Below are 22,988 nucleotides of genomic sequence, written 5' to 3'. Positions count from 1 at the left end.
GCCACCTCACCTGGCCACCTCACCTGGCCACCTCACCTGGCCACCTCACCTGGACCGGGCGTTCGCCGGTCCAGGTATCGCCGCCGACGTCGGGAAGACAAGAGACGCCATAGCGTCGCTTTGTCTTCCCGATCTCGCTGTTGGGTCGGCCAAAGGAGGCCTGCACTTCGCCGCGGGTGTACACGTGGTCACCGATGCCCCAGATGCACACAACGCAAGCCATCACCCCCGAGGCCCTCAAGAGCGAGCGCCGCACGGCTCTGCCGCAGAACGAGTCGAGCACCGCCCAGAATGGGGTGGGCATTTGCAAGGGTCCATCAGGTAACCAACCTCCGCGGCACCCACTCGTTGCGGCAGCTCAAGCCATTAGTGCAGCCGATGGCGCGGTTCTGAACGGTTCCGGACCGGCAGTTGACGCGATCCGACCGAGGCTTTCGATCAAAAGGTTGAGAGGACCGGCATTACCGAGCTATCAAGCTCAGCTGAGGGAAATGCGACAGGCCTTGATCAATGCCCGACCAGCCGCCCTCCCACCTGGAAAAACACCGCTCACCCGCAGCCAAGAACGCCCGAAGATCAAATACCCGGGCGCTTTTTCACAGGCTGACGATGCGGCGGCCCGGGTTGTTCATCGCGTATCGTCCGTTGCGCCTTATCCCACCGCAGCCGAATACGCATGCCGAGACGCAGGGAGAACCGTGAGCGCGCTGGAAGAGATCGTCTACACCGGCATCCTGGTGAGCGGGGCCATCGCCGCGGGGCAGATCGCCTGGCTGGGCATGGACAAGGTGGTCGGCAAGCTCGGGGTGGAGCCTCGGGACTGGCTGGCGGCGAAGCTGCGCAGCGACGGCTAGACAAAGCGACGGCCGGAGAAAGCGACGGCCGGAGACCACGCCCTGGTCCCATGCGTCCCAGCACTGGCTAACCTCGGTCCTTGTGACCTTGCGGGTGCTGGTGGCGGACGACCAGGAACTGGTCCGGACGGGCTACGCCACGATCTTGTCGGCCCAGCCGGACATGGACGTGGTGGGCGAGGCGGGCGACGGGCGCAGCGCGGTGAACATGACCCGCGACCTGCGGCCGGACGTCGTGGTGATGGATGTGCGAATGCCGATGCTGGACGGCATTTCGGCCACCCGTAAGATCGCCGGGCCGGGGGTCGAGAACCCGGTGAAGGTGCTGGTCGTGACCACGTTCGAGCTGGACGAGTACGTGTACGAGGCGCTGCGGGCGGGAGCCAGTGGGTTCTTGCTGAAGGATGCGCCGCCGGCCGATCTGCTGAACGGGATCAGGGTGATTGCGGCGGGCGAGGCGTTGCTGGCTCCGGCCATCACGCGGCGTCTGTTGGGGCGGTTCGGGGAGCGGGTGCGGCCGTCCTCACCAGCCGACAACGCGATCAAGGCCCTGACCCCGCGTGAGGTCGAGGTGCTGCAGTTGGTGGCGGAGGGCATGTCCAACCCGGAGATCGCCGACGCCATGGTGGTCAGCCGGGAGACGGTGAAGACGCACGTCTCGCGCATCCTGGCCAAGCTGGATCTGCGGGACCGGGTGCAGGCAGTGGTCTTCGCGCATCGGAACGGGCTGGTCAGCGAGACCAAGTAAGTCAGGGCCGAGTAGGGCCGACAACCAAAGTCCGCGGGCAAACGTCCTCAAGCAACAAACCCAGCGCATCCCCCAGGTGAGCTACCCGAACTGCGCTCTCGTGCGGGACGCGGGTGGAGACGTCCGTTTTCTAGCGTTCTTGTGTGGCCGGAACCGGTCGCGAACCCACCACAAGAACGAGGAGAACGCGATGCTCGCCCGCCTGCAGAACAGCACTCCGGTCCGCCTGATCGTCCTGATGATCGCGTTTCTGGCGCTGAATGCCGCGGTGGCAGCGCCGCTGTCGGCCCTGGCCGAGACCACGTCGCCGTTCCTGGCGGTGATCGTGCTGTTGCTCGGTGTGCTGGGGGCGGTGGTGGTGATCCGGCTGTACCGCTGGGTGATCGGCAAGGTGGAAAGCCGTCCGGCCACGGAGCTTGATCCGGCAAACCGCCGCAGTGCTCTGGTGCGCGGCGGCCTGATCGGGGTCGGCATCTTCACGGCGGTGATGCTGCTGATCGCGACGTTCGGTGGCTACGAGTCCCTGGGCTGGGGCTCGTTCTGGGCGACGCTGGCGACCGCGGGCCTGATGACCACCGTGGCCACGATCGAGGAAGTGGTGTTCCGCGGAATCATGTTCCGCCTGCTCGAGCAGCTCACCGGAACCGTTCGCGCCCTGATCATCTCGGCCGTGCTGTTCGGCTTCCTGCACCTGATCAACCCCAACGCCTCGCTGTGGGGCGCGGTGGCGATCGCCATCCAGGGTGGGCTGATGCTGGGTGCCGCGTACGCCGTGACCCGTTCGCTATGGCTGCCGATCGGTCTGCACTTCGGCTGGAACTTCGCCCAGGCCGGAATTTTTGGCGCCCCGGTCTCCGGATCGGACGCCAGCGGCGGCGGCATCCTGGACAGCACGCTGGCCAACGGACCGGTTCTGATCTCGGGGGGCGAGTTCGGCCCCGAGGCCAGTTTGTTCGCCGTACTGGTCTGCAGCGTCCTGACCGTGTACTTCGTCCGTCGGATGAAGCGCCTGTCCGGCAGCGAAGCCCGCGCGCTCGTGAAGGTCTGACCCCCAAGCAGTGGCATTCCGACCTCCCTGAACCGGAGACCGGAATGCCACTTCGACGCGTCTACAAGTTCTGCTCGGCGTACACCTTCAGAGCGTCCCGGACGTATTCCGCGTACGGGGTCGGATCCGCACCCTCAGGGGCGTAGTAACGGCCGAAGCGCTGGTCGGCTACGTACATCTCCCCCAGCCCGATCACGTACTCGCGGCTGGCCTCGCTCGACAGCGACAGCCACTCGACCTGCCGGCGGGCAATGTCCTGAGCCACCGCCCCGTCCGCAGGCTCTCCGGCTTCCCGCGCTACCCCGAAATCCCGGGCCACGTCGAGGCCTTGCTGCTTGAACGCAGCCTTGTCGGCGTCGCTGAGCGAGCGCCACCAGCGGTCCCCCTGCTGGTAGGCGTCCTTACCCCAGCGCTCGGTAACCTCCTGCTCGTACTGCGTGTGGTCGAACCCGTCCAGAATCTCCTCGGCCATCAACGGCTCCCCTCCCTCGATCTTGCGAATCGTCGTCCGGATCGACTCGGCCTGCCGATCGATCCGAACTCGTTCCCGCTCAAGCATTTCCAGATGCCCGCGCAAGGCCGCCACGGCATCCTTCTCACCGCCCAGCACCTCGGCGATCACCGGCAGCCCGAGCCCGAACTGGCGCAGCAGCAGAATCCGCTGCAGCCGGACCAGCGCCTCCTGGTCGTAGAAACGCTGCCCGTTGGGCCCGGTCCGGCTGGGCTCGAGCAACCCCACCTCGCCGTAGTGCCGCAGAGTGCGACTGGTCGTTCCGGTCAGGCGGGCGATCTCCTGGATGGACCACTCCATCGCATGCTCCCGTCGTGGCTACGAGAACCACGGTAGGAGTTGACGCTGCGTCAACGTCAAGTCACCAAGTCCGTTGACTCTTCAACATGCAAAGGTGACCAAATCGGGTGAAGATCATGGTTCAGCGCTTCGGCTGAGACCCGCCTTGTGCATTTCAGGGAGTCACTGTGACGGATCCAGCCTCCACCCCGACTGCCCTCGGCGTCTGGCCCGGCAAGGCCTACCCGCTGGGAGCCAGCTACGACGGCTACGGCACCAACTTCGCGATCTTCAGCGAGGTGGCCGAGAAGATCGAGCTCTGCCTGTTCGACGAGGCCGGTAACGAGACCCGGGTGGAACTGCCCGAGGTCGACGCGTTCATCTGGCACGTCTTCCTGCCCGGTATTCAGCCTGGTCAGCGCTACGGCTACCGGGTTTACGGGCCCTGGGACCCGGCGCAGGGCCACCGCTGCAACCCGAACAAGCTGCTGCTCGACCCGTACGCCAAGGCGATCGACGGCAAGTTCGACTGGGACGAGTCGATGTTCGGCTACCCGTTCGGCGATCCCGAGGGCCGTAACGACCAGGACTCGGCCGAGCACATGCCCAAGTCCGTGGTGATCAACCCCTACTTCGACTGGGGAGTGGACCGGCCGCCGCGCCACGAGTACGCGGACACGGTGATCTACGAGGCGCACGTCAAAGGCCTTACCCAGACTCACCCGGCCGTCCCGGAGGCAATGCGCGGTACCTACTCCGGCATCGCGCACCCGGCGATCATCGAGCACCTCACTGCGCTGGGCGTGACCGCGCTGGAACTGATGCCGGTGCACCACTTCGCCAACGACTCCACGCTGGTCGACAAGGGTCTGTCGAACTACTGGGGGTACAACACCATCGGCTTCTTCGCGCCGGACACCAAGTACTCCTCCACCACCATCCCCGGCGGTCAGGTGCAGGAGTTCAAGGCCATGGTGCGCGCGTTGCACGAGGCCGGCATCGAGGTGATTCTCGACGTCGTCTACAACCACACCGCGGAGGGCAATCACCTGGGCCCCACGCTGTCCATGCGCGGGATCGACAACCGCGCCTACTACCGGGTCATGGACGACGACCCGCGCTACTACATGGACTACACCGGCACCGGGAACACGCTGAACGTCCGGCACCCGCACTCGCTGCAGCTGATCATGGACTCGCTGCGCTACTGGGTGACCGAGATGCACGTCGACGGCTTCCGCTTCGACCTGGCCTCCACTCTGGCCCGCGAGTTCTACGACGTCGACCGGCTTTCCAGCTTCTTCGAACTGGTGCAGCAGGATCCCACGGTCAGCCAGGTGAAACTGATCGCCGAACCTTGGGACGTCGGTCCTGGGGGATATCAGGTCGGTAACTTCCCGCCTCAGTGGACCGAGTGGAACGGCAAGTACCGCGACACCGTGCGGGACTTCTGGCGGGGCGAGCCGGCCAGCCTGGGTGAGTTCGCCTCGCGGATCGCCGGTTCCGCCGACCTGTACGAGCACTCGGCCCGGCGCCCGGTGGCGTCGGTCAACTTCGTCACCGCGCACGACGGCTTCACGCTGCGTGACCTGGTCTCGTACAACGAGAAGCACAACGAGGCCAACGGCGAGGAGAACCGCGACGGGGAGAGCCACAACCGGTCGTGGAACTGCGGTGCCGAGGGCCCGACCGACGACGCCGGGGTGCTGGAGACCCGGGCTCGGCAGCAGCGCAATTTCATCGCCACTCTGCTGTTGTCACAAGGTGTTCCGATGATCGCGCACGGCGACGAACTGGGCCGCACCCAGCAGGGCAACAACAACGTCTACTGCCAGGACAGCGAATTGTCGTGGGTGCACTGGGATGACGTGGACCAGGGCCTGCTGGAGTTCACCCGCGCGGCCGCGGCCCTGCGACTGCACCACCCGGTGTTCCGCCGGCGCCGGTTCTTCAGCGGCCTACCGGTGCGCGCCCAGGGCTCGGACGCTCAGCCGGACATCGCCTGGTTCCGGCCCGACGGCTCCGAGATGACCGACCAGGACTGGGGTTCCGGGTTCGGGCGCTCGGTGCTGGTGTACCTGAACGGGCACGGCATCACCGACCTCAGCACCCGGGGCGAGCGCGTCGTCGACGACTCGTTCCTGGTCTGCTACAACGCCCATGACCAGCCGATCGACTTCGTGCTCCCGCCAGAAGGTTTCGGCGCCTGCTGGGAACTGGTGCTGAGCACCGAGGCCGGCCGGGTGCCGATCGCCGCGCCCGCGGTTGCGGTGCAGGGTACGACGATCTCGGTACCGATGGTGACGATCGAGCCCGGCCCGCTGGTGGAGGCGGGCAAACCACTCACTGTGGACGGTCGGGCTCTGGCGGTGCTTCAGTTGCGGCCCGCCGGCTGAGTTCGGCCTGCTCCTCGGCCTCGGCCCGGCGCTTCTCGGCGAACGCCTGCCAGAAGCCGCCGGCCGAGCCGGCGATGAAGACCAGGCCGGTGATCAGGCCCATGGTGCTACCCGTCCCCAGCTGGGGAATCCCGATGAACAGCAGGATCGCTCCGACCGCCAGCCAGATCTGGTAGTTGCCCTTGTTCCCGTTCACCCCATGCTCAACGTCGGCCCGGGCACCCAGGTGCCCGATACGTCCATCTGTTTTGAGCCGTTCGAAGGAATCCCTACCGGCGAGGAACAAACTTGCGCACCGGAGAACTTGTACAGACGTACTAGTACAGACGTACAGGAGTCTCCGATGGCTTACATCATGCTCGGCGCCGCGATCGCGCTCGAGGTTCTGGGCACCAGCCTGCTCCCTTCCACCCAGGGTTTCTCGCGCCTGACGCCGACACTGTTCTGCCTGGGGGCGTACGCGTCGGCGTTCATCCTGTTGTCGCGGATCGTCGAGCACCTGCCCGTCGGCGTTGTCTACGCCACCTGGTCGGGTATGGGGATCGCGGCAATCATGCTGATCGGAGCCACATTCATGGGTGAGCCGCTGACCCTGGCGAAGATCGCCGGAGCCGCAATGATCATCGGTGGAGTGGTGATCCTCAACGTGGCTGGGGTTCACTGAGGCGGGTGACGAACTCCCGGGACCCCGAAGGCCGGCGCCGCGCTCTGCTCGCGGCCACCGTCGAAGTCGTCGCCGAGGTAGGCGTCGCGCGCACTACGCACCGGGCGATCGCTGCCCGGGCCGGTGTTCCGCTCGGCGCCACCACTTACTACTTCCCTACGCTGCACGACCTCATCTCCGCCGCGCTGGAACAGGCTGCCGAAGCATGGGACGCAGATCTGGTGGAGTGGGCAGCAAAACTCCGGGGCGCCCAAGGCGAGCCCCGGCAGTCGGGGCCCGCAAGCGTCCTTACGCAATTAGTTCTGGGGTACTTGGCCGACCAGCCCCGGGCGCGTCTGGAGTGCGAGCTCTACCTGGCGGCCGGTCACACGCCGGAGTTGCGCTCCCTGGCCACGCATTGGCTCCTGGGGTTGCGCGATCTACTCACCCAGCTCACCGACAAGAGCACTGGTTTCGCCCTCGCCACCCTCGTCGACGGGGTGTTCCTGCAGGCCACGGTCACGGGCGAGGCTCCCGAGGCCGAAGATCTGCGGCTCGCGATCGAACGGCTTTGGGTCTCTGATTAAGGACGTTGTGCTCGCCTCGGTTTCAATTTGAGACGTTCGCACGCGACGGTTCGGGCGCTCGGGTGGTAGCTGCCCGACCTCGGCAGTGACTCAGGAGCGGGCCATCACCGGCAGCAGGAGCGCGGTCAGGGCCCGGCGCTGTTCTTCGTCCAAAGGTTCGAGGATCTTCGCTTCGACCTCGCTGATCACCCTGAAACCGGTTGTCATCATGCCGGTTCCGATCTCGGTCACGGCCAGCTCGGCGGTGCGACCACGTCCGGGGAGGGTTCGCCGCTCGACCGCGCCCAGGTCTTCGAGCTGGCGCAGCGTGGCCTGCATGCTCTGCGCCGTGACCCCCGCACGACGGCCGAGTTCGCTGTAGGACAGGCCCGGTTCGCGGTTGAGATGCCCCAGTGCAGACAGATGCCGCAGCGAGGTGCCCTCGACCTTGAGCCCCGCCTCGACCTCGGTCCGGATGGTCCGGCCGATGTTCATCAGCAGGAATCCGGGGCTGGGCTGGGGCGGTCGGGTCACCGGCTCATCCTGGCAGCTGGCTTCCGACTTTGTCCCGGGCCTTGCGACCCAGTTTAAGTCTGACTGTAACCTGGCCCCATGAAGGCCGTCCTGCTGTCTGTTCACGTCGTGCTGGCGATCATCCTGATCGGGCCGCTCACCGCCGCCGCCAGCCTCTTCCCCCGCTACGCCCGCGAGGCCGTCGCTGCTGGTCAGGACCACACCGGTCCGTACTCCGTGCTCCAGGCCCTGCACCGGATCAGCACCGGCTACGCAGTCGCCGGCGTGGCGGTACCGGTGTTTGGCATCGGCACCGCCTCGGCCATGGGTGTACTCGGGGACTACTGGATCTGGGTCTCGATGGCCCTCACCCTGGTCGGCGCAGCCCTCCTGGCCTGGGCCGTGGTACCCGCCCAGCGCCGGATCATGGAGCTGCTGCAAACTCCCGGCGGCACGGATTCGGTACCCGCCCTGCTGCCCCGGCTCGGCATGGTCACCGGCCTGTTCGGCCTGGTCTGGGCGATCATCGTGGTCCTGATGATCGTGCGCCCCGGCTCATCGACGGGGGTGTGACGTGCGCGCACTACAGACCGCGGCCGCCGTGGAAGCCCTCTCGCTGATCGTCCTGCTGCTCAACCTGGCCACGGTGCACGTACCCGCCCTGGCCTCAGCCCTCGGCCCGATCCACGGCTGCGCCTACCTGATCGCCATCGTCCTGACCTGGACGCTGACCAAAACGACGCGAATCCGGGCGATCTCAATCATTCCCGGATTCGGCGCGCTGCTGGTGCTGTGCTCGCTGCGCAGTAATCCCCAGGTGTGAAAAGTCTTGTGGATTAATCCTCGAAGGTGCGGCGACGGCCGGGCAAAGCGGCAATCTTGGCGTAGAAGTGGTCGATTCGCCGCACCACCTCGGTCAGCCCGTCCAGGTTCATCGGCTTGGTGACGTACGCGTTGGCGTGCAGCGAGTAGCTGCTCAGGATGTCCGACGGCGCCTGCGACGTGGTCAGCACCACGATCGGGATGCTGCGCAGCTCAGGATCGTTCTTGATCTCCGCCAGCACCTGTCGGCCGTCCATCCGCGGCATGTTCAGGTCCAGCAGGATCACGTCGGGGCGCGGCGCATCCTCGTGCACCCCGGTCCGGCGCAGGAACGCCACCGCCTCTTCGCCGTCGTTGACCACGTAGACGTTGCGCGGAGCCCCGATCGTCTCCAGCGCCTCCTCGATCATCAGGACATCGCCCGGATCGTCGTCCACCAGCAGTACGGCCATGGCGCGGGTTGGTGCTGCGAGCATGTGAAACCCCTCGATGTTGCGTCAGAGCGGCCGAGGAACTACTTCGTCTGCTGTAAAGCTCGCGCCTCGGGGGCTGTAACTCGTTCTGCCTACGATCCTAGCCCGCGCACAGCCGATCCGACCCGGCCCGGCAATGCCGGTACCAGATCTTGCCTGACCCCTATTCACGCTTCTGACCTGCTGTGTCGCACTTGGCCCAGCTCGCACCCCCGCTCCTCGCCCCCAAGCCCGGGCAGGTGCGACGCCGGGCAAGCGGCGGCGATGATAATCTCGTCCTGCTCAAGGGGCGGCACAGCTGTCGCCCTCACGGACGGGGAGGAACCCTGATGAAGAAGCTGCTGATGGTCGCGATCGCGTCCGTCGCCGGCGTTGCGGTCTGGCGCAAGGTCGGAGCCACGAAGCCCACCCAGCCCTGGGCCTCGGCAACCGACAAGGTCTGATCCTCCTCCCGTCCCGCGGCGTGCCCAGTGCTCGCTTGCGGAACACGGGGACGTGGCGCAATTGGTAGCGCACCTGCTTTGCAAGCAGGGGGTTGTGGGTTCGAGTCCCATCGTCTCCACCACAAGAACGGCCGTATCGGGACGGCAGAACCCTTGGTTTTCGCGGCCATGATGTTCTCAGATCGATGGGCGTTGCGGCCCGGAGAGTTTGCTACTCGCAGGGGCCTGAGTCAGATCTACGGTTTTTCGATTCACTCTGGCATCAGCCATTCTCGGCGTAGCCAGCACATGGCCCTCTACAGTGCCCACTCCCACCTTAACGATGGCTTTGGCTGGCAGTCGGACGGTAGTTACCTCTACACCGGGTCGACCCGGGAGAAAATGAACGAGGCAGTCCTGGACTCGCTGGATCAGGGGCGCACCCTACATCTCCTCGAGAACCTCCGGAACAGCGCCGCCCAGCGGTACATCGAGCCCTTCGTCCTAGCGAACGTCTTCGAGTTGACTGTCCCTCGCTACTACCCGGGAGGCGAACTCGTTACAATCCCAGTTTTCAAGCTGACCCCGGTCCTGAACGTCGTGCATCGACCTTGGGAAATCTTTGACTCCCTACCCGGTGGAGAGGCCCGAGTTGTGCCCGTCGAGCGTCATGAGCTCATCCGCTGGGAAGATCCGGAGCTCGCCGACGAAGTGGACCGGCTGCGCCCCGAAGCCGTCCTGGAGAATGCGTTCTGTCGGTATTTGTTGAGTCAGGGCATTGCTTTTCATCGATGGCAGATCACCTATGACAGTTCGCACCGGCCCTTGCTCACGGATGTCTGGATTCCTGCGCACCAGCTTTTGGTGGAAAGCAAGGCATCGTCGTCGAGAGAATCCATTCGCGAAGCAATTGGCCAGTTGATCGACTACACGAGGTTCGTGAAGACCTCGCGGCGTGCTGTTCTGGTCCCCGAGGCACCGTCGGCGGACCTGCTGGCGTTGCTTCACAGCCAAGAAATCGCGGCGATCTGGCCTGGGGATTCGGGAGGGTGGGAGGCCAGCGTCAATTGGCTACGGGGATTTGGAAAGCTCTGAGACGCTAGGCCTGAACCAGGAGAAGTCGAGGCGCTTGGGCGCAACGGCGATGGACAACTCCCGAGGAATACCGAGCTCCTCGATCAGCCTGGTCAGGGCCTCGCGAAGGTCTTCGAGAGCGGCCTTTTCGGTGCCGCCCTCACCCATGGTCACCTGCATCGGAGCAAACCTGGCCACCCCGCGCAGCGCGGTCATCAACGCGATCAAGGACGCCGGCTACCTCTACATCTCCGAAGGCCGTCGCGACCACACCCGCCCGATCGATGCCCTTTACCTCCACCGACTCATCCAGTGATCAAACCCGACACAACCACTTCACGCCGGAGCCCTGGAGTCCGACCTAGTTTTCACCTAGGGACTGAACGATTTCCTCAAGCAGAAATTGCACCTTTGCAGCCACGAGGCGGCCGGGATAGCTCCGCTCGACCAGCGTGAGCCCTTCCTCTACTGTGGTGTACCCGACCTCGCGATACAGCAGCGCTATATCCTCTGCGTCCGTTTCAACGCGGGAGGAGAAAAGTTTCATGGCGAGCAGGTATTCGGCGGAGGCGACATCGACCAGGAGGCCGGGCGCCTCAAAGTAACGGATGGCGTTCTGGTCAGTTCCTGGGAGGAATCCTTTGACTGCGTCGTTCAGCCAATCCGGATCGAGGCCCTCCCGGTCAGCGACCGTAGCCGCAGCCTTCCGCACGGAGTCCGTCGGAGCGAACACGGCGTCGAGATCTCGGGTGGAACGGCGACCGTCGAAGCAGAGGGCTATCGCGGCACCGCCCACCAGGAAGATCTCGGCTCTCTGGCCGACGGCGTCAAGTTCGGCGGCCAACTCGGCAAAGAGCCGGTGGATGTCTTGAGCTGTCAGGGGACCGTGGATCATGCCCGACTCAGAGCGCCACTGGTGATGAAGACTCCTCTTGTCCGGAACGACGCAGGCGACTCCTGAAGCGCCGTCGGATGCATCCCCCGCAGCGGAGTGACAAACCACCACTTCGACGAGTAACGCCCCGGTTTGCGGGCCCAGGCAGGCAAGGACCAGCCGTCCCGCCGTGCGAGATACTCGGCCAAAGCAGCCAGAGCAGCATCTACTTCAGTGGACCGCGTCGGGGCTGGTTCCTGGTCGAACCGTCGCGAGGCTGCCTCTGCCCCGTTGCGGCCCACATCATGGCTGTAGTCGTCCAGGAGCTGGATGATGCTGTACCGCCAGACAGCCTGGAGCGACTCGCCCTGCGAGAGCATCTCGTCTGCAAGGCTGGCCGCCTCAGCCGCGTCCATACCGACCACGATGCTTCACCTCCTACGCCATTGGCTCCGTACAGGATATCCGCCGGCACCGAACCCGGGGGTCTGCTGTCCTGGAACCTCAGCGGTCGGGCTGGCTGCGGTCTACCGGACCAAGTCAAGGTAGTCGTGCCGGGCCAGTACCGGGCCAGTACCGGGCCAGTAGCCCAGGTGAACCAGGGACTCTCCAGGCCACTCGCGGCCAGTTGGGTGGGCCCAACCTCGAGCCCGGTCCGGTACCTGAAGAAGCGGTCCTTTGCCTGTTAGAAGCACCATTTGCCGAGCAGGTGGGCCCCTACTGGCGCCAACCTCCCGGCGGGCGAACTATGTCTTTGCAAGCAGGGGGTTGTGGGTTCGAGTCCCATCGTCTCCACCGCAGGTCAGAGGCCGTTTCCGGATCACCGGGAACGGCCTCTTTTCGGTGCTGAGTGACTAAGAGGCTCCGTCAGTAGGTGATCATCTGAGGCGGCGGGTGGTGGGTCGGGTGTCCCATCGGTAGCGTTTGCGGGCCTGCTGGATGAGCTGACGGACGGTGACGAAGGCGGCCGCGAGGTAGAGGTAGAAGTCCACGACGGCACTGTTCTTGTCGGTGCAGCGGCGGAGTTTCCCGTATCCGTTCATCCAGGAATGGGTGCGCTCGACAACCCATCGCCGGCCGGCCTGGATGGGTGCCGGAATGCCTCTGCGGGAGATCTCGCCATCAAATCCACGGCATGCCAGGAGATCTCTGGTTTTCTGGCTGTCGTAGCCGGCATCGAGGTGAAGGGTGACCTGATCGGGCAGGAGCCCGCTCTGGTGCTGGGCAGCGGTGAGTGTGGGTTCCAGGAGCGGGGAATCGTGGCGCTTCGCGCCAGCAGAGACGATGCCGACCGGGATGCCCCGGGCTTCGGTGGCGATCGATCGTTTCAGGCCGCCTCTGCGGCGGTCGACCGGAGAGGGGCCGGCTTTCTCGCCGCCACAGGGGGCCTTGGTCATGCAGCCGTCCACGGACAGGTCCTGAAGTTCCAGCCCGATGATGAGATCGTAGGCGGCCAGGGCCATGGCATGAACATGCTGTGCCACAACGGCTTCGGCCCACTTTTTCAGCCGGCGTCGGATGGTGGAGTCCGAGCACGCGGTGCTGGCGATCCGCTCGTATCCGGATCCGTGGACCAGGGCGTCCACGAGATGTTCGAAGACGACTCTGGAGCTGATGGCCCGGCGATGGCAGCCCAGTGGATGCTCAGGGTCGTACCCCTGACGGTCGGGGCCGATGGCGGCCTCGAACTCGACCCAGATCGGTTCGAGCAGGCATGATGGGACAACAGGCACGGGCATCCTTGGCGATCACTGAGCGTAGAGAACTCCATGATCACCAGAGCCCGTGCCTGCCTCATATCACTGACACGCCCGCTACCAGGCGCTATGCGTCACGTGCACCTATTGCCGGACGCTCTAAGCTTCCGAGCCGCCCTGTCCCTGGCCGCCCCTTGATCACATCGGCTACCCGCCTCCCTATCCGATAAGGCTGTTCAGGAAAGATGAGCGCGAGCGCTACCAAGGATGAAGCGGGTGAGCGCGATGCGTTCTCGGATCAGCGGACCAGCCTCGGGATCGGCCAGACGTTCGTACGGGATAGCGGTGAAGCCGCTGCGCAGCAGCAGATTTCCGGCGTAGGCGTACTCAATGTCGTCGTCGCCGGGCGGGAGGTCGGTACCAGCCAGGCCAGCGCGGTAGCCGGACAGGACAGCGGCTTCGACGGAGGGAAGGCGTTCGACCGGAAGCTGGCCTGCGTGGGCAAGGCCGACCACGAGCTGGCTGAGGTCGGTCCCGAGCGGAGCCGGGGTTTGAAAGCTCAGGTCGATGACCACGAAGTCAGCCGAGCCGTCGCGGGGAACGAGCAGGTTCTGCGGGCTGGCATCACCGTGCGGCAGGCCGTGGCGCAGGGTGGCGAACCGGGCCATGACCTGCGGGATCAACGGCGCGGCGGCAAGCAGTTCGGCCCGTAGGTCGGCGTGGTCGGCCAGCAGCGGATGACCCCAGACGGTGTCGTCCTGCAGCGGGCCCAGGGCTCGAATCGGCAGGCTCTGGACCCACTTCTGCATCGCGAAGTCGGGCGGGTAGGGCGAGGTGACATCCGGGTGACACCGCCGCGCCCCGAACTGGCCGAGCAGGTCAGCAGCTCGGGCGAACCGACCGTCGTTCCAGGGATCGTCCTCGAAGTCGACGTCCTCGCACCAAACGGCGACCCGATCGTCCCCTAGCTCGACTATTCGGTACAGGTGCGGCGGTCGCAGGCCGGGCGGCAGATGTGACGTGGTCTGCGTGTCCCAGAGCGTGAGTTCTTCGCGCCAGGGAAAGATTTCGACGAAGTCGGCGGCCAGGTGCGGCGGCATGAACTGCAGCATCGGCCAGTGCCGGACATGCTGCAGCACCTTGACGAAGGCCGTCCATTCGTGGCCGTCGGGACGCCGGCCGCGGGCTCGGAGCAGGCAACCGGTGGCTGGTGAGCCGAATTCGTACGGGACGACCTCCAAACCGGTGGCGTTCTCGTCGACCGGATGCCCCAGCACCTCGGCCAGGGCCGCACCGCCGAGCAGGCCGGGCACTGACCATTGCATCGTTGCCTCGTGGGATCCCAGCATCTGACCCCTCCCAGATAGTAAGGAAACCTTACGACTGATCATGGTGCCCGAGGAGCGCACCCGCGTCACTGACCTGGCCACTCAAGGCAAGAACCGACGTGCCATAGGTAACTGCGTGCGAGACCATCTCACCGTGCTCCTCGACGTCCGCACCATCTACGCCGAACCCGCCGCCCTTGAACTGGAGCGCGGTCGGCAGATCGTTGCGCGCTGGCCTGAGGCCGAGGTGATCGAGGTGGCCTCGGCGAACCGGATCGACGCGGTGCACAACACCGAGGAGAACGTGCAGCGCTGGGTGCGGACCAAGACCGAGGTGCTTGCCCTGGGCGTACGCAAGACGCTGACCGCCCGAGTGAACGGGCGTTCGGCGGACTGGATCGCGGCGTCGGCGTCGAACGGCTGCGCCATGGCCTGTGCCTACTGTTATGTGCCGAGGCACAAGGGGTATGCAAACCCGATCACGGTGTACGCGAACGTCGAGCAGATGATCGGCTACCTGCAGCGGCACGTGGCCCGGCAGGGACCGAAGACCGAGCCCAACCAGTGCGACCCGCAGGCCTGGGTCTACGACCTGGGCGAGAACAGCGACGCCTCGGTGGACGCCCTGGTCAGCGACAATGTGGCCGATCTGGTCGCGGCGTTCCGGGATCTGCCGACCGCCAAGGCCTCGTTCGCAACCAAGTTCGTCAACCGCGACCTGCTGGCCTATGAACCCCAGGGGCGCACCCGCGTCCGTTTTTCGGTGATGCCCGAGAGAACCGCGAAACTGCTCGACATACGGACGTCCTCGGTCACCGAAAGAGTGGCCGCGGTGGATGATTTCCTGGCGGCCGGGTACGAGGTGCACCTGAATCTGTCGCCGGTCGTGGTGCATGAGGACTGGCTGGCCGACTGGGACGAACTGCTCACCCACCTGAACGACGTTCTCTCTCCGGCGGCGAAGGCCCAGGCCGCGGCCGAGATCATTTTCCTGACGCACAACCAGGGGCTGCACGAGGTGAACCTGGGCTGGCACCCGCAGGCCGAGAACCTGTTGTGGCGTCCGGACATTCAGGAGTTCAAGGTGTCACAGAACGGGATGCGCAACGTTCGTTACCGGGCGGCCTGGAAAGCGGTCTGGAAGCAGCGCCTGCTGGATCTGATCGCGAAGCGCACGCCCTGGCTGAGCGTGCGCTACGCGTTCTGAGCACGGTCAGATGGGGCGGGTGACCTTAAGGGCGTAGCTGCCCTTGCCCTTGATCCGCTCCACCTGCCAGCGGTACTTGCCGGATTTGCCGTTATAGCTCACGCTTTCGGTGGATCCGGCCTTGCTCCCGCCGGCCACTTCCACCCAGCGCCGGCCGTTCCACTTCTGCAGAGCGAGGTCGAAGTTGGTACCCCGCGGACCGGTAAGGCTGCCGCGCTGCCGACCTGATCTCTTGCTGGTGTAGCTGGTCACCGTCACGACCTTGGTCTTCAGGCTCAGCTTGCCCCTGGTGGTCTTGACCGTCTGGGTCGAGGGCTTGGATGCGGCAGGAGTTGAGGAACTGGGGACGGGGGTGGTCGGCGCCGCGGGCTCGCTGGGGGCCGTAGTGGTCGGCTGGGTGGTGGGGGCGACGGTTGGCGCTGTGGTCGTCGGAGTAGGGCTTGGGGACGTGGTGGTCGGCGCCGGGGTAGGCGCGGCCGTCGTTGTGGTCGGGGTAGGAGTGGGGGTAGACGTCGTCGGGATGTCAGAGCCGGTGTAGAGGAGCTTGTTCGGGGTGCCACTGGGGGTATTGCTGATCGCGTTGGGGGTAGCCCGGCTGAGTAGGTAGGAGGCAACCGTGGCCGGGGAAGCGCCAGGGTTGGCATCGAGGTAGAGCGCGGCGGCGCCCACCACATGCGGTGTGGCCATCGACGTTCCGCTGAGCACGTTTGTGTCGGTGTCGCTGGTGTACCAGTCGGAGGTGATCGCTTGGCCCGGTGCGTAAAGGTCCACGCAAGAGCCGTAGTTCGTGAACGATGCGCTGACGTCCGCATTGGTGGACGCAGCGACGGTCAGGGCTTGGGGTACGCGGGCCGGGGAGACGTTGCAGGCATCGACCGCGTCGTTGCCGGCGGCAACGCCGTACGTGATGCCGGACGCGATCGAGGCGGAAACGGCATTGTCCAGCGGCTGATTGGCCTCGCCGCCCAGACTCAGGTTCGCCACCGCCGGCTTGACCGCGTTCGCGGTGACCCAGTTGACCCCGGCGAGCACTCCGGACGACGTACCGCTGCCGTCGCAGCCCAGAACCCGGACCGAGACGATGTCCACCCCAGGCGCGACCCCGTACCTGGTGCCCCCGATCGTGCCGGCCACATGCGTTCCGTGCCCGGTTCCCCTGCTCACGCTGGCGCAGGTGGAGTCGTCCGTCCCGTTGCCGTCGGTGATGGCCGTGTAGCCCGAGCTCACCCGGCCGGCCAGGTCGGTGTGGGTGGCCCGAACTCCGGTGTCGATGACGTAGGCCGTAACGCCGCTGCCGTCGGTGGCGGTGCTGAGCTTGCCGTTCAGGCCCGAGCGCTGATCGATCCGGTCCTGCCCCCAGGAAGTCACCGAGCGGGTATCGCTGGTGGTGACCACCGTGTCGGCCGCGATGTAGGCGACGTTGGGATCGGTACGGACCTTGGCCAGTTCGGCATCGTTCATCGTGGCGGCGTAGCCGTTGATCGCCTCGCCGTACTCCTGCGTGACATCCGCGCCGTGGTCCTCCGCGCGGTCGACCGCGTTCTCCAGGGCGGCGTTGTCCTCGCCGGTGGCCGGCGCCTTGAGCACCACGATGTACTGATCAGGGATGGCGTCGGCGTCGTCCACCCCCACGACCTGGGCTTTGTAGGTGGGATCGGCCGAGGCATCACTCTGCTCAGCACTACCCGGCAGCGATGTGAGCACGATCCCGGCCCCGACGGCCGTGATGATCAGCTTGGTGGGCAGGTCAAGCTTGAGGTGCCGTTCGCCCACGATGAAGTCCCATCCCTGGATTGACGTTCTGCTACCCAAGATTACGGAGCGTCCTGATCGATGATCAGCGGCCGATCGGGTTTGTCTGCCTGGGACGGGCTGTGCCCTCTGCGGTTGAGGCAGTGCGTATCCGCTTGTATCACGGAGTGATGGCAACAATGGACGCAAAGAGTGATCAAGGGGTTGGGGACGATCTGGCCGGGCGGTGGCGGGCCGAGCTCGAGGCGTCTCTACCGGCAGCTATCGCACTGAGGCGTGAGATTCACGCCGAGCCGGACATTTCCGGTCTGGAGGAGCCGACTTCGCAACGTTTCCTGCGCGCACTGGGCAACCCGCCCGCCGAGGTGGTCGCGGACACCGGCCGACTTGTCCGCTTCGGTCCGCCCGGCCCCTCGATCGGGCTACGCGCGGAGCTGGATGCCTTGCCGATCACCGAGATCAGCGGCGCTCCTTACGCCTCGACCCGCCCGGCGATGCACGCCTGCGGGCACGACGTCCACCTGGCCGCGCTCTTCGCCGTCCTCAATTCTGCTCGTGAACTGGACCTTCCGCTGGGACTCCTCGGTGTCCTGCAACCCCGCGAGGAGACCGGGGCCACCGGCGCGGGCGACATCGTGGCCGGCAACCACCTGATCGACCACGAACTGCGAGCGCTCGTCGCCGCACACGTCCAACCGCAGGTTCCCGCAGGTCAGGTGGCCAGTGAGGGTGGCCCGGTGAACGCCTCGGTGGACGAGATCGACATTGTCGTATCCGGCAAGGGCGGGCACGGCGCGTACCCGCATCTGGCCGTCGATCCGGTGCCGGTGCTGTGCCGGATCGTGCTCGCTCTGCAGGAAGCCGCCCGTTCCACGGTGAATCCGCTGCATGCGGCCGTCGTCTCGATCACGCAGTTGCAGGGGTCAGCCGCCACGAACGTCATTCCAGGAACGGCCACCGGCGCCGGAACGGTCCGGGTGATGCAGGCGAGCGACCGCACGCTGCTGCACGAACGCCTGGCCCGCACGGTCACCAGCATCGCCGAAGCACACGGCTGCACCGCGAAGTACGAGATCCGGCGGGGCAGTCCGGCCTTGGTCAACGATCAGCGCCTGGCGTTCGGCACGCGAGCCTGGCTGGACGATTTCGGTTTTCCGGCGGCATCTTTCGCCTCCTGCGGCTCCGACGACTTCGCCAACTACGGTGTTCAGCTGCCGATCCTGATGCAGTTCGTCGGAACCGGTTCTCCGGCGGGCAATCCTGAGATGAGCGGGCCGATGCTGCATGATCCGGCGTTCCTGCCCGGCGATCACGTGGTGCAGGAGGTGGCCCTCGCATTGCTCGCGGGCTATCTGGGCGCCGTCTCGTCTGCTTTCTGATGCGACGGCGCTACCGTGGGTGACATGACCATGCTCAGCGCGGTCCCCTCCCTGCCCGTCCTGGACATCGCCGCGGCGGTGCAGTTCTACACGTCCAAGCTGCCTTTCCAATGTCGCTACCAGGAAACCGGCATGGCGATCCTGATCGGCGACCAGGTGGAACTGCATCTCTGGGCGGCGAATCAGCCGGACGTGCCCGGCGGTGAGCCGCATCTGGCCGGCCGCGCCTCGTGCAGCATCCGCGTTGATGATGCGGCTGACCTGCACGAACGCTGCGAGCAGGCGGGAATCCGGCATCCGAACGGGCCGCTGCACCGCACCGATTGGGGCACCCTCGAGTTCACCGCCCTCGATCACGACGGCAACGCGCTGCGCTTCTACCAGAACGTCTGAGCTCGATCATGCGGGTAAAACCAAATGTAAGACGGTGTGGGCGCCCAGGCGCGAAACCGCACCAAAGCGTTGGGGAACCTGGGCAAACCGGGCGCCCACACCGTCCCTCATCAGTGGTTGCCGGACAAAAATTGCTGCAGAAACCGCCCGGTTCTTGAACAATCGACTCGTGCCCAAGCGCGAGCGCAGCCAGACTCCGCAGCAGAAGAAGGCGCTGAGTCTGGCCCGCGACGGCCGCAACGTCTACGGCGAGAGCAACCGGTCCCGTCGGGCCGTGCGGCTGCGCAAACGCCTGGTCAACCGAGCTAACCGTCGGGCCGGAGCCGTGCTGCTGGCCCCGGCCCGCGATCCGGAACAGGCCGAGGTCGTGGAGATCCGCCTGGTCACCCGCCGTTCAAAGACCTGGCGCAAGGTGCCGGACGTGTCCCTCGCCGAGTTCCTTGCCCGGCGGAAAACCGGTACCCGCTGGGATCTTCGCCAGCGTTAGTTGCCGACTCCCAAGGCGGACATGAACTGAGCCGGGTACCGGTCACCCTTCGCCGAGCCCTTCGGTACCGCCTTTTCGATCGTGGCCAGGTCGTCGGCCGTCAGTTCCAGTTCGGCCGCGGGCAGCGCCTCGGCCAGCCGCGTGCGGGTGCGAGCGCCGACCAGCGGCACGATGTTCTCGCCCTGAGCGGCCACCCAGGCGATCGCCAACTGGGCAACCGTGCAGCCCTTGGCCTCGGCCACCTCGCGCAGCGCCTCGACCAGCGTCAGGTTGTGCTCGACGTTCCCGGCCGCGAACCGGGGCTGCATCAGGGGCCGGGCGTCTCCGGGTTTCTGCTGGTCAGCGGCCCAATGCCCGGAGATCAGGCCTCGGCTGAGCACGCCGTACGCGGTCATCCCGATGCCCAGTTCGCACAGTGTCGGCAGCACCTCGGTCTCCACCGCCCGCGAGATCAGCGAGTACTCGATCTGCAGGTCAGAGACCGGATGGACGGCGTGAGCCCGGCGAATCGTCTCTGCGTTCACCTCCGAAAGCCCCAGGTGGCGCACGTACCCCGCCTCCACGAGCTCTTTGATCGCGCCCACCGTCTCCTCCACCGGAACTGCGGGGTCGAGCCGGCCGGGACGGTAGACGTCGATGTAGTCCGTACCTAGCCGAGCCAGCGAGTAGGTGACGAAGTTCTTGACCGCCTCTGGCCGAGCGTCGTGCCCCGCATAACCGTTGGGGGTAAGCAGCATTCCGAACTTCACGCTCAGCTGGTAGCTGTCGCGCGGACGGCCTTTCAGGGCTTCGGCCAGGAGCATCTCGTTGTGCCCAGCCCCGTAGAAGTCCCCGGTGTCGATCAGCGTTACCCCGGCGTCCAAGGCGGCGTGCACCGTCGCAATGCTCTCGGCGCGATCGGCCTCACCGTAAGCACCGGACATCCCCATCGCGCCGAGTCCGAGCTCGGAGACCACGTTCTTACCCAGGCTGCGTGTCTGCATCCCTCTGCTCCTCATCTTGGGGTTAGCCAAAACTCTGGCCCCGCGACGGCCCGGAGGGGAGAGGAGCACTCATCGTGGGAGAGCCGCTCCCTGGCAAACCAAGCAGGTCAGGCGCAGGATGGAGAGCATGCAGCGTGAGCAGTTGGCCGATTTCCTCCGCCGCCGTCGCGAAGCCATCCGGCCTGCTGAGGTGGGCCTGGCCGACGGACCGCGCCGACGTATCTCCGGCCTGCGCCGCGAGGAGGTGGCCATGCTCGCCGGTATGTCGGTGGACTACGTGGTGCGCCTCGAACAGGCCCGCAGCAGTCAACCCTCCACCCAGTTGCTCACCGCCCTGGCTCGAGCCCTGCGCCTGACCGACGACGAGCGCGACCACCTCTTCCACCTGGCCGGCCACCAGCCCGCACCCTCGACCGGCGTCTCCAAGCAACCCCGGGCCGGACTGCTGCGCATGCTGGACCTCCTTGGCGACACTCCGGCGCTGGTGCTGTCCGACCTTGGCGAAGTGCTGGCCCAGAATCATGCGTCGGTCCTGCTGATGGGCGAACACACCGATCAGACCGGCAATCGGCGTTACCTCTGCTTCCGCTGGTTCACCGACCCCGACACCCGGGCCACACATCCCCCGGCCGACCGCAACCACCGATCCCGCGAACTGGTGGCCGACCTGCGCGTGGTGGCCGGCCGGCGCTCGTCCGACCCCGAGGTGACCGGCCTGATCAAGCTGCTCCAAGCCCGAAGCCCAGAATTCGCCCGGCTGTGGGTCGAGCACGAAGTAGCGGTGCGACGAGCCGACCGTAAGACGATCATGCACGCTCGCGTGGGCGACCTGGTGATGGACTGCGAAACCCTCGAGCAACCGGACCACGCCCAGAAACTGCTCGTGCTCACCCCTGCCGACGAGGAGACCCGCGACCGGCTGGACCTGCTGCGAGTTCTCGGCCTGCAGGAGTTCGCCCGGTCCTGACCTCCTACAGTTTCAGCCGAGGCCCGGGCAGCCTGGTGGTCACCGAAAAACTAGGGCTTTTGTAGGGCCAGCTCTAGGGCCAAACCAAGAAGCCCCAGCCAGACGGTGTGTCTGAGCTGGGGCTTTTCCGGTGGGCCTAAGTGGACTTGAACCACTGACCTCTTCCTTATCAGGGAAGCGCTCTAACCGACTGAGCTATAGGCCCGGGAGCTAAACCGCCACCCGTGGTGACGACCGCTCGTAGAGATTACCGCACTGGACCCGGTCATCCCAAACCGGGTCCAGCGGCGGGTTCTCAGTCGTCGGAGAGCGTGACCCGCACGCCGCCGACCAGACCGGAGCTGAGGTTGTAGAGCAGCACGCCCACGGTGGACAGCGCGGTCATGATGAGCGCGTTGACCGCACCGAGCACGATGCTGATCGACAGGACCTTGGTGAAGCCCACGTAGTTGTAGATGTCGAAGCTGCTCTCGCCGGACTGGTCCAGGCCGAGTGTGTTCAGCATCTCGTTGAGCGAGTCGAACACGCCCATCGCGCTGAGCACGAGCCAGAGCACCGAGACGGCGATCACCAGGGCGATCGCCGAGGCGACAGAGAGCAGGAACGAGATCTTCAGGGCCGACCAGACGTCGATGCTGGCCAGTGTGAGGCGCGCCACCCGGGGGGCGTCGGCCTCGGCGCCAGCGCGCTCGTCGGTGGCGGTCTGGTAGCTGCCACCGCCGCCGCCCTGCTCGGGACGGCCGTTGGGGCTGCCCTGCTCGGACCAGTTCTCGCCACCGGAGGGACGCGGCTGCGTCATCGGGCGGGGCGCGGAGGACGGGCGCGGGCTGTTGCCGGTGGGGCGGGCCGCGGAGGGCGCCGGGGAACCGGCAGGAGCTGCCTGGGGGCGCAGGCCGGCCGGAGCGGCGGCTGCTGCCTTCTTGGTGCTGTCGCCCTGGCTGCCCTGACCGTTGTTGCTGGTGCCCGGGCGGTTGGGGACGTTGGAGCGGGCGTTGCTGCCACCGTTGGCCACTGCGCGGGCGGCGGCCGACTCGGCCGGGCTGCTGCTGGGCTTGGCGGCCGGCTTGCTGCCCGGGGGCACCGGGCGGGTGGCGTCGCCGCTGCTGGAGGGGCGAGCGCCGGGGCCGGACGGAGCACCGGGGGTGCGCTTCACCGCGGGGGCGTTGGCACCCGAGGAAGCAGCCGCCGGGCGGGCCGGGGCGCCGTTACCGGCCGGCTTGCTGCCGGGCTGGTTGTTGCGCGGGGGCTGGGCCGGAGCCTGGCCGGGGCGGGCCGGGGCTCCACCGTTCGCCGCGGGGCGAGCAGGCGGGCCGGCCGGAGCCGAGCCGGAGGGAGCGTTGTTGCCCGGACGCGCGGGACCGCCGTTGCCGGCCGGTCGTCCCTTCGCCGGACCTCCGGAGGACGAGGGCTTGTTGCCGCCCCCGCCGGAGACGCTAGGCGATGCATCGGTCGTCATCGGAGATGCTCCCCCACCCGTTTTCGGTGCTGACGTGCCCGCCGGTCGGTCTTCCTTCTCCGGACTCACGTCTCACCTCCACGTTCAGCAGCCGGCGGTACCCGCCGTCAGAATTC

General features: G+C 66.3%; 26 protein-coding genes and 2 tRNA genes. 17 read left to right on the top strand and 11 right to left on the bottom strand.

What is annotated here, in order from left to right; genetic code table 11:
* The first annotated feature begins 698 nt into the window (after positions 1–698).
* The 3 genes from LR394_RS40015 (at position 699) to LR394_RS40005 (ending at position 2,650) form a co-directional block, all read left to right on the top strand.
* Positions 699–854: a hypothetical protein gene (locus LR394_RS40015; protein ID WP_231449949.1), complete on the top strand. Its 156-nt coding sequence runs from the start codon at positions 699–701 to the stop codon at positions 852–854.
* Between the two features lie 82 nt (positions 855–936).
* Entirely contained in the window at positions 937–1,602 is a 666-nt protein-coding gene (locus LR394_RS40010) for a response regulator (RefSeq protein ID WP_231449948.1), read from the top strand.
* 190 nt (positions 1,603–1,792) lie between these two features.
* Positions 1,793–2,650 (top strand): CPBP family intramembrane glutamic endopeptidase, encoded by an 858-nt coding sequence (locus LR394_RS40005; RefSeq protein WP_231449947.1) that lies wholly within the window; start codon positions 1,793–1,795, stop codon positions 2,648–2,650.
* Between the two features lie 61 nt (positions 2,651–2,711).
* Here the strand turns inward: LR394_RS40005 and LR394_RS40000 are convergent, their stop codons facing one another.
* A complete protein-coding gene (locus tag LR394_RS40000) occupies positions 2,712–3,461 on the bottom strand; it encodes a MerR family transcriptional regulator (protein ID WP_231449946.1) in 750 nt (249 codons plus the stop codon).
* Positions 3,462–3,628: 167 nt separating this feature from the next.
* Between LR394_RS40000 and glgX the strand changes: the two genes are divergently transcribed.
* Positions 3,629–5,836 carry a glycogen debranching protein GlgX gene (gene glgX, locus LR394_RS39995; protein ID WP_231449945.1) on the top strand — a complete coding sequence of 736 codons (2,208 nt, stop codon included), beginning with the start codon at positions 3,629–3,631 and terminating at the stop codon, positions 5,834–5,836.
* On the opposite strand, the gene LR394_RS39990 is transcribed toward glgX, so the two are convergent.
* Entirely contained in the window at positions 5,784–6,032 is a 249-nt protein-coding gene (locus LR394_RS39990; RefSeq protein WP_231449944.1) for a hypothetical protein, read from the bottom strand. The genes glgX and LR394_RS39990 overlap by 53 nt on opposite strands.
* Positions 6,033–6,179: 147 nt before the next feature.
* Here LR394_RS39990 and LR394_RS39985 point away from each other — a divergent pair, with 147 nt between their 5' ends.
* A complete protein-coding gene (locus LR394_RS39985) occupies positions 6,180–6,500 on the top strand; it encodes a DMT family transporter (protein ID WP_231449943.1) in 321 nt (106 codons plus the stop codon).
* A 5-nt stretch (positions 6,501–6,505) separates the two neighbouring features.
* On the top strand, positions 6,506–7,066 hold the full coding sequence (locus LR394_RS39980) for a TetR/AcrR family transcriptional regulator (protein ID WP_231449942.1): 561 nt from the start codon (positions 6,506–6,508) through the stop codon (positions 7,064–7,066).
* A 90-nt stretch (positions 7,067–7,156) separates the two neighbouring features.
* Here the strand turns inward: LR394_RS39980 and LR394_RS39975 are convergent, their stop codons facing one another.
* Entirely contained in the window at positions 7,157–7,579 is a 423-nt protein-coding gene (locus LR394_RS39975; protein ID WP_231449941.1) for a MarR family winged helix-turn-helix transcriptional regulator, read from the bottom strand.
* A 78-nt stretch (positions 7,580–7,657) separates the two neighbouring features.
* Between LR394_RS39975 and LR394_RS39970 the strand changes: the two genes are divergently transcribed.
* Both LR394_RS39970 and LR394_RS39965 read left to right on the top strand, forming a co-directional pair.
* Positions 7,658–8,131, top strand: coding sequence for a hypothetical protein (locus LR394_RS39970; RefSeq protein WP_231449940.1), 474 nt, complete (start codon positions 7,658–7,660; stop codon positions 8,129–8,131).
* A 1-nt stretch (position 8,132) separates the two neighbouring features.
* Positions 8,133–8,381, top strand: a complete 249-nt coding sequence (locus tag LR394_RS39965; protein ID WP_231449939.1) for a DUF3817 domain-containing protein — start codon at positions 8,133–8,135, stop codon at positions 8,379–8,381.
* Positions 8,382–8,394: 13 nt separating this feature from the next.
* Here LR394_RS39965 and LR394_RS39960 read toward each other — a convergent pair whose 3' ends face one another.
* Positions 8,395–8,856 (bottom strand): response regulator, encoded by a 462-nt coding sequence (locus LR394_RS39960; RefSeq protein ID WP_231449938.1) that lies wholly within the window; start codon positions 8,854–8,856, stop codon positions 8,395–8,397.
* A 326-nt stretch (positions 8,857–9,182) separates the two neighbouring features.
* Here LR394_RS39960 and LR394_RS39955 point away from each other — a divergent pair, with 326 nt between their 5' ends.
* From LR394_RS39955 to LR394_RS39940, 4 genes are all read left to right on the top strand, one after another.
* Positions 9,183–9,296: a DLW-39 family protein gene (locus LR394_RS39955; protein WP_231449937.1), complete on the top strand. Its 114-nt coding sequence runs from the start codon at positions 9,183–9,185 to the stop codon at positions 9,294–9,296.
* A 46-nt stretch (positions 9,297–9,342) separates the two neighbouring features.
* Positions 9,343–9,418: transfer RNA gene (locus LR394_RS39950), tRNA-Ala, on the top strand.
* Positions 9,419–9,584: 166 nt separating this feature from the next.
* On the top strand, positions 9,585–10,370 hold the full coding sequence (locus tag LR394_RS39945; RefSeq protein ID WP_231449936.1) for a hypothetical protein: 786 nt from the start codon (positions 9,585–9,587) through the stop codon (positions 10,368–10,370).
* Positions 10,371–10,500: 130 nt separating this feature from the next.
* A complete protein-coding gene (locus LR394_RS39940) occupies positions 10,501–10,665 on the top strand; it encodes a hypothetical protein (RefSeq protein WP_231449935.1) in 165 nt (54 codons plus the stop codon).
* Between the two features lie 45 nt (positions 10,666–10,710).
* Here the strand turns inward: LR394_RS39940 and LR394_RS39935 are convergent, their stop codons facing one another.
* From LR394_RS39935 to LR394_RS39925, 3 genes are all read right to left on the bottom strand, one after another.
* Entirely contained in the window at positions 10,711–11,244 is a 534-nt protein-coding gene (locus LR394_RS39935) for a DUF6036 family nucleotidyltransferase (RefSeq protein WP_231449934.1), read from the bottom strand.
* 857 nt (positions 11,245–12,101) lie between these two features.
* Positions 12,102–12,956, bottom strand: a complete 855-nt coding sequence (locus tag LR394_RS39930; RefSeq protein ID WP_231449933.1) for an IS5 family transposase — start codon at positions 12,954–12,956, stop codon at positions 12,102–12,104.
* A gap of 200 nt (positions 12,957–13,156) precedes the next feature.
* Complete coding sequence (locus LR394_RS39925; protein WP_231449932.1) at positions 13,157–14,269, bottom strand: aminoglycoside phosphotransferase/kinase family protein; 1,113 nt, start codon at positions 14,267–14,269, stop codon at positions 13,157–13,159.
* Between the two features lie 115 nt (positions 14,270–14,384).
* On the opposite strand from LR394_RS39925, the gene LR394_RS39920 reads away from it, so the two are divergent.
* The gene (locus LR394_RS39920; RefSeq protein WP_231449931.1) at positions 14,385–15,455 is read left to right on the top strand and encodes a spore photoproduct lyase family protein; all 1,071 of its coding nucleotides are present in this window, start codon (positions 14,385–14,387) and stop codon (positions 15,453–15,455) included.
* 6 nt (positions 15,456–15,461) lie between these two features.
* On the opposite strand, the gene LR394_RS39915 is transcribed toward LR394_RS39920, so the two are convergent.
* Positions 15,462–17,228: a S8 family peptidase gene (locus tag LR394_RS39915; protein ID WP_231449930.1), complete on the bottom strand. Its 1,767-nt coding sequence runs from the start codon at positions 17,226–17,228 to the stop codon at positions 15,462–15,464.
* Positions 17,229–17,386: 158 nt separating this feature from the next.
* On the opposite strand from LR394_RS39915, the gene LR394_RS39910 reads away from it, so the two are divergent.
* The 3 genes from LR394_RS39910 to LR394_RS39900 all read left to right on the top strand — a co-directional run bounded on the left by LR394_RS39910 (position 17,387) and on the right by LR394_RS39900 (position 19,466).
* Positions 17,387–18,586: a M20 metallopeptidase family protein gene (locus LR394_RS39910; protein ID WP_231449929.1), complete on the top strand. Its 1,200-nt coding sequence runs from the start codon at positions 17,387–17,389 to the stop codon at positions 18,584–18,586.
* A gap of 24 nt (positions 18,587–18,610) precedes the next feature.
* Complete coding sequence (locus LR394_RS39905) at positions 18,611–18,979, top strand: VOC family protein (RefSeq protein WP_231449928.1); 369 nt, start codon at positions 18,611–18,613, stop codon at positions 18,977–18,979.
* A 169-nt stretch (positions 18,980–19,148) separates the two neighbouring features.
* On the top strand, positions 19,149–19,466 hold the full coding sequence (locus tag LR394_RS39900) for a hypothetical protein (RefSeq protein WP_231449927.1): 318 nt from the start codon (positions 19,149–19,151) through the stop codon (positions 19,464–19,466).
* Here LR394_RS39900 and LR394_RS39895 read toward each other — a convergent pair.
* Positions 19,463–20,449 (bottom strand): aldo/keto reductase, encoded by a 987-nt coding sequence (locus LR394_RS39895; RefSeq protein ID WP_231449926.1) that lies wholly within the window; start codon positions 20,447–20,449, stop codon positions 19,463–19,465. The two genes, LR394_RS39900 and LR394_RS39895, sit on opposite strands and share 4 nt — an antisense overlap.
* A gap of 127 nt (positions 20,450–20,576) precedes the next feature.
* Between LR394_RS39895 and LR394_RS39890 the strand changes: the two genes are divergently transcribed.
* Entirely contained in the window at positions 20,577–21,416 is an 840-nt protein-coding gene (locus LR394_RS39890) for a helix-turn-helix transcriptional regulator (protein WP_231449925.1), read from the top strand.
* 131 nt (positions 21,417–21,547) lie between these two features.
* Here the strand turns inward: LR394_RS39890 and LR394_RS39885 are convergent.
* Positions 21,548–21,621, bottom strand: a tRNA-Ile gene (locus LR394_RS39885).
* A gap of 90 nt (positions 21,622–21,711) precedes the next feature.
* On the bottom strand, positions 21,712–22,872 hold the full coding sequence (locus tag LR394_RS39880) for a DUF3566 domain-containing protein (RefSeq protein ID WP_231449924.1): 1,161 nt from the start codon (positions 22,870–22,872) through the stop codon (positions 21,712–21,714).
* Between the last annotated feature and the right edge of the window lie 116 nt (positions 22,873–22,988).

The organism is Kineosporia babensis, assembly GCF_021129305.1.
Classification (GTDB): domain Bacteria; phylum Actinomycetota; class Actinomycetes; order Actinomycetales; family Kineosporiaceae; genus Kineosporia; species Kineosporia babensis.
Note: the sequence above shows the minus strand (reverse complement) of the source record. Positions and strands in the feature narration are given on the sequence as shown.

Coding starts and splice junctions, on each gene's coding strand:
- LR394_RS39925 (WP_231449932.1), bottom strand. CDS start 14,269: ATGCTGGGATCCCACGAGGCAACGATGCAATGGTCAGTGCCCGGCCTG.
- LR394_RS40005 (WP_231449947.1), top strand. CDS start 1,793: ATGCTCGCCCGCCTGCAGAACAGCACTCCGGTCCGCCTGATCGTCCTG.
- LR394_RS39895 (WP_231449926.1), bottom strand. CDS start 20,449: ATGCAGACACGCAGCCTGGGTAAGAACGTGGTCTCCGAGCTCGGACTC.
- LR394_RS39985 (WP_231449943.1), top strand. CDS start 6,180: ATGGCTTACATCATGCTCGGCGCCGCGATCGCGCTCGAGGTTCTGGGC.
- LR394_RS39905 (WP_231449928.1), top strand. CDS start 18,611: ATGACCATGCTCAGCGCGGTCCCCTCCCTGCCCGTCCTGGACATCGCC.
- LR394_RS39890 (WP_231449925.1), top strand. CDS start 20,577: ATGCAGCGTGAGCAGTTGGCCGATTTCCTCCGCCGCCGTCGCGAAGCC.
- LR394_RS39935 (WP_231449934.1), bottom strand. CDS start 11,244: ATGATCCACGGTCCCCTGACAGCTCAAGACATCCACCGGCTCTTTGCC.
- LR394_RS39960 (WP_231449938.1), bottom strand. CDS start 8,856: ATGCTCGCAGCACCAACCCGCGCCATGGCCGTACTGCTGGTGGACGAC.
- LR394_RS39970 (WP_231449940.1), top strand. CDS start 7,658: ATGAAGGCCGTCCTGCTGTCTGTTCACGTCGTGCTGGCGATCATCCTG.
- LR394_RS39880 (WP_231449924.1), bottom strand. CDS start 22,872: ATGACGACCGATGCATCGCCTAGCGTCTCCGGCGGGGGCGGCAACAAG.
- LR394_RS39955 (WP_231449937.1), top strand. CDS start 9,183: ATGAAGAAGCTGCTGATGGTCGCGATCGCGTCCGTCGCCGGCGTTGCG.
- LR394_RS40000 (WP_231449946.1), bottom strand. CDS start 3,461: ATGGAGTGGTCCATCCAGGAGATCGCCCGCCTGACCGGAACGACCAGT.
- LR394_RS39910 (WP_231449929.1), top strand. CDS start 17,387: ATGGACGCAAAGAGTGATCAAGGGGTTGGGGACGATCTGGCCGGGCGG.
- LR394_RS39945 (WP_231449936.1), top strand. CDS start 9,585: ATGGCCCTCTACAGTGCCCACTCCCACCTTAACGATGGCTTTGGCTGG.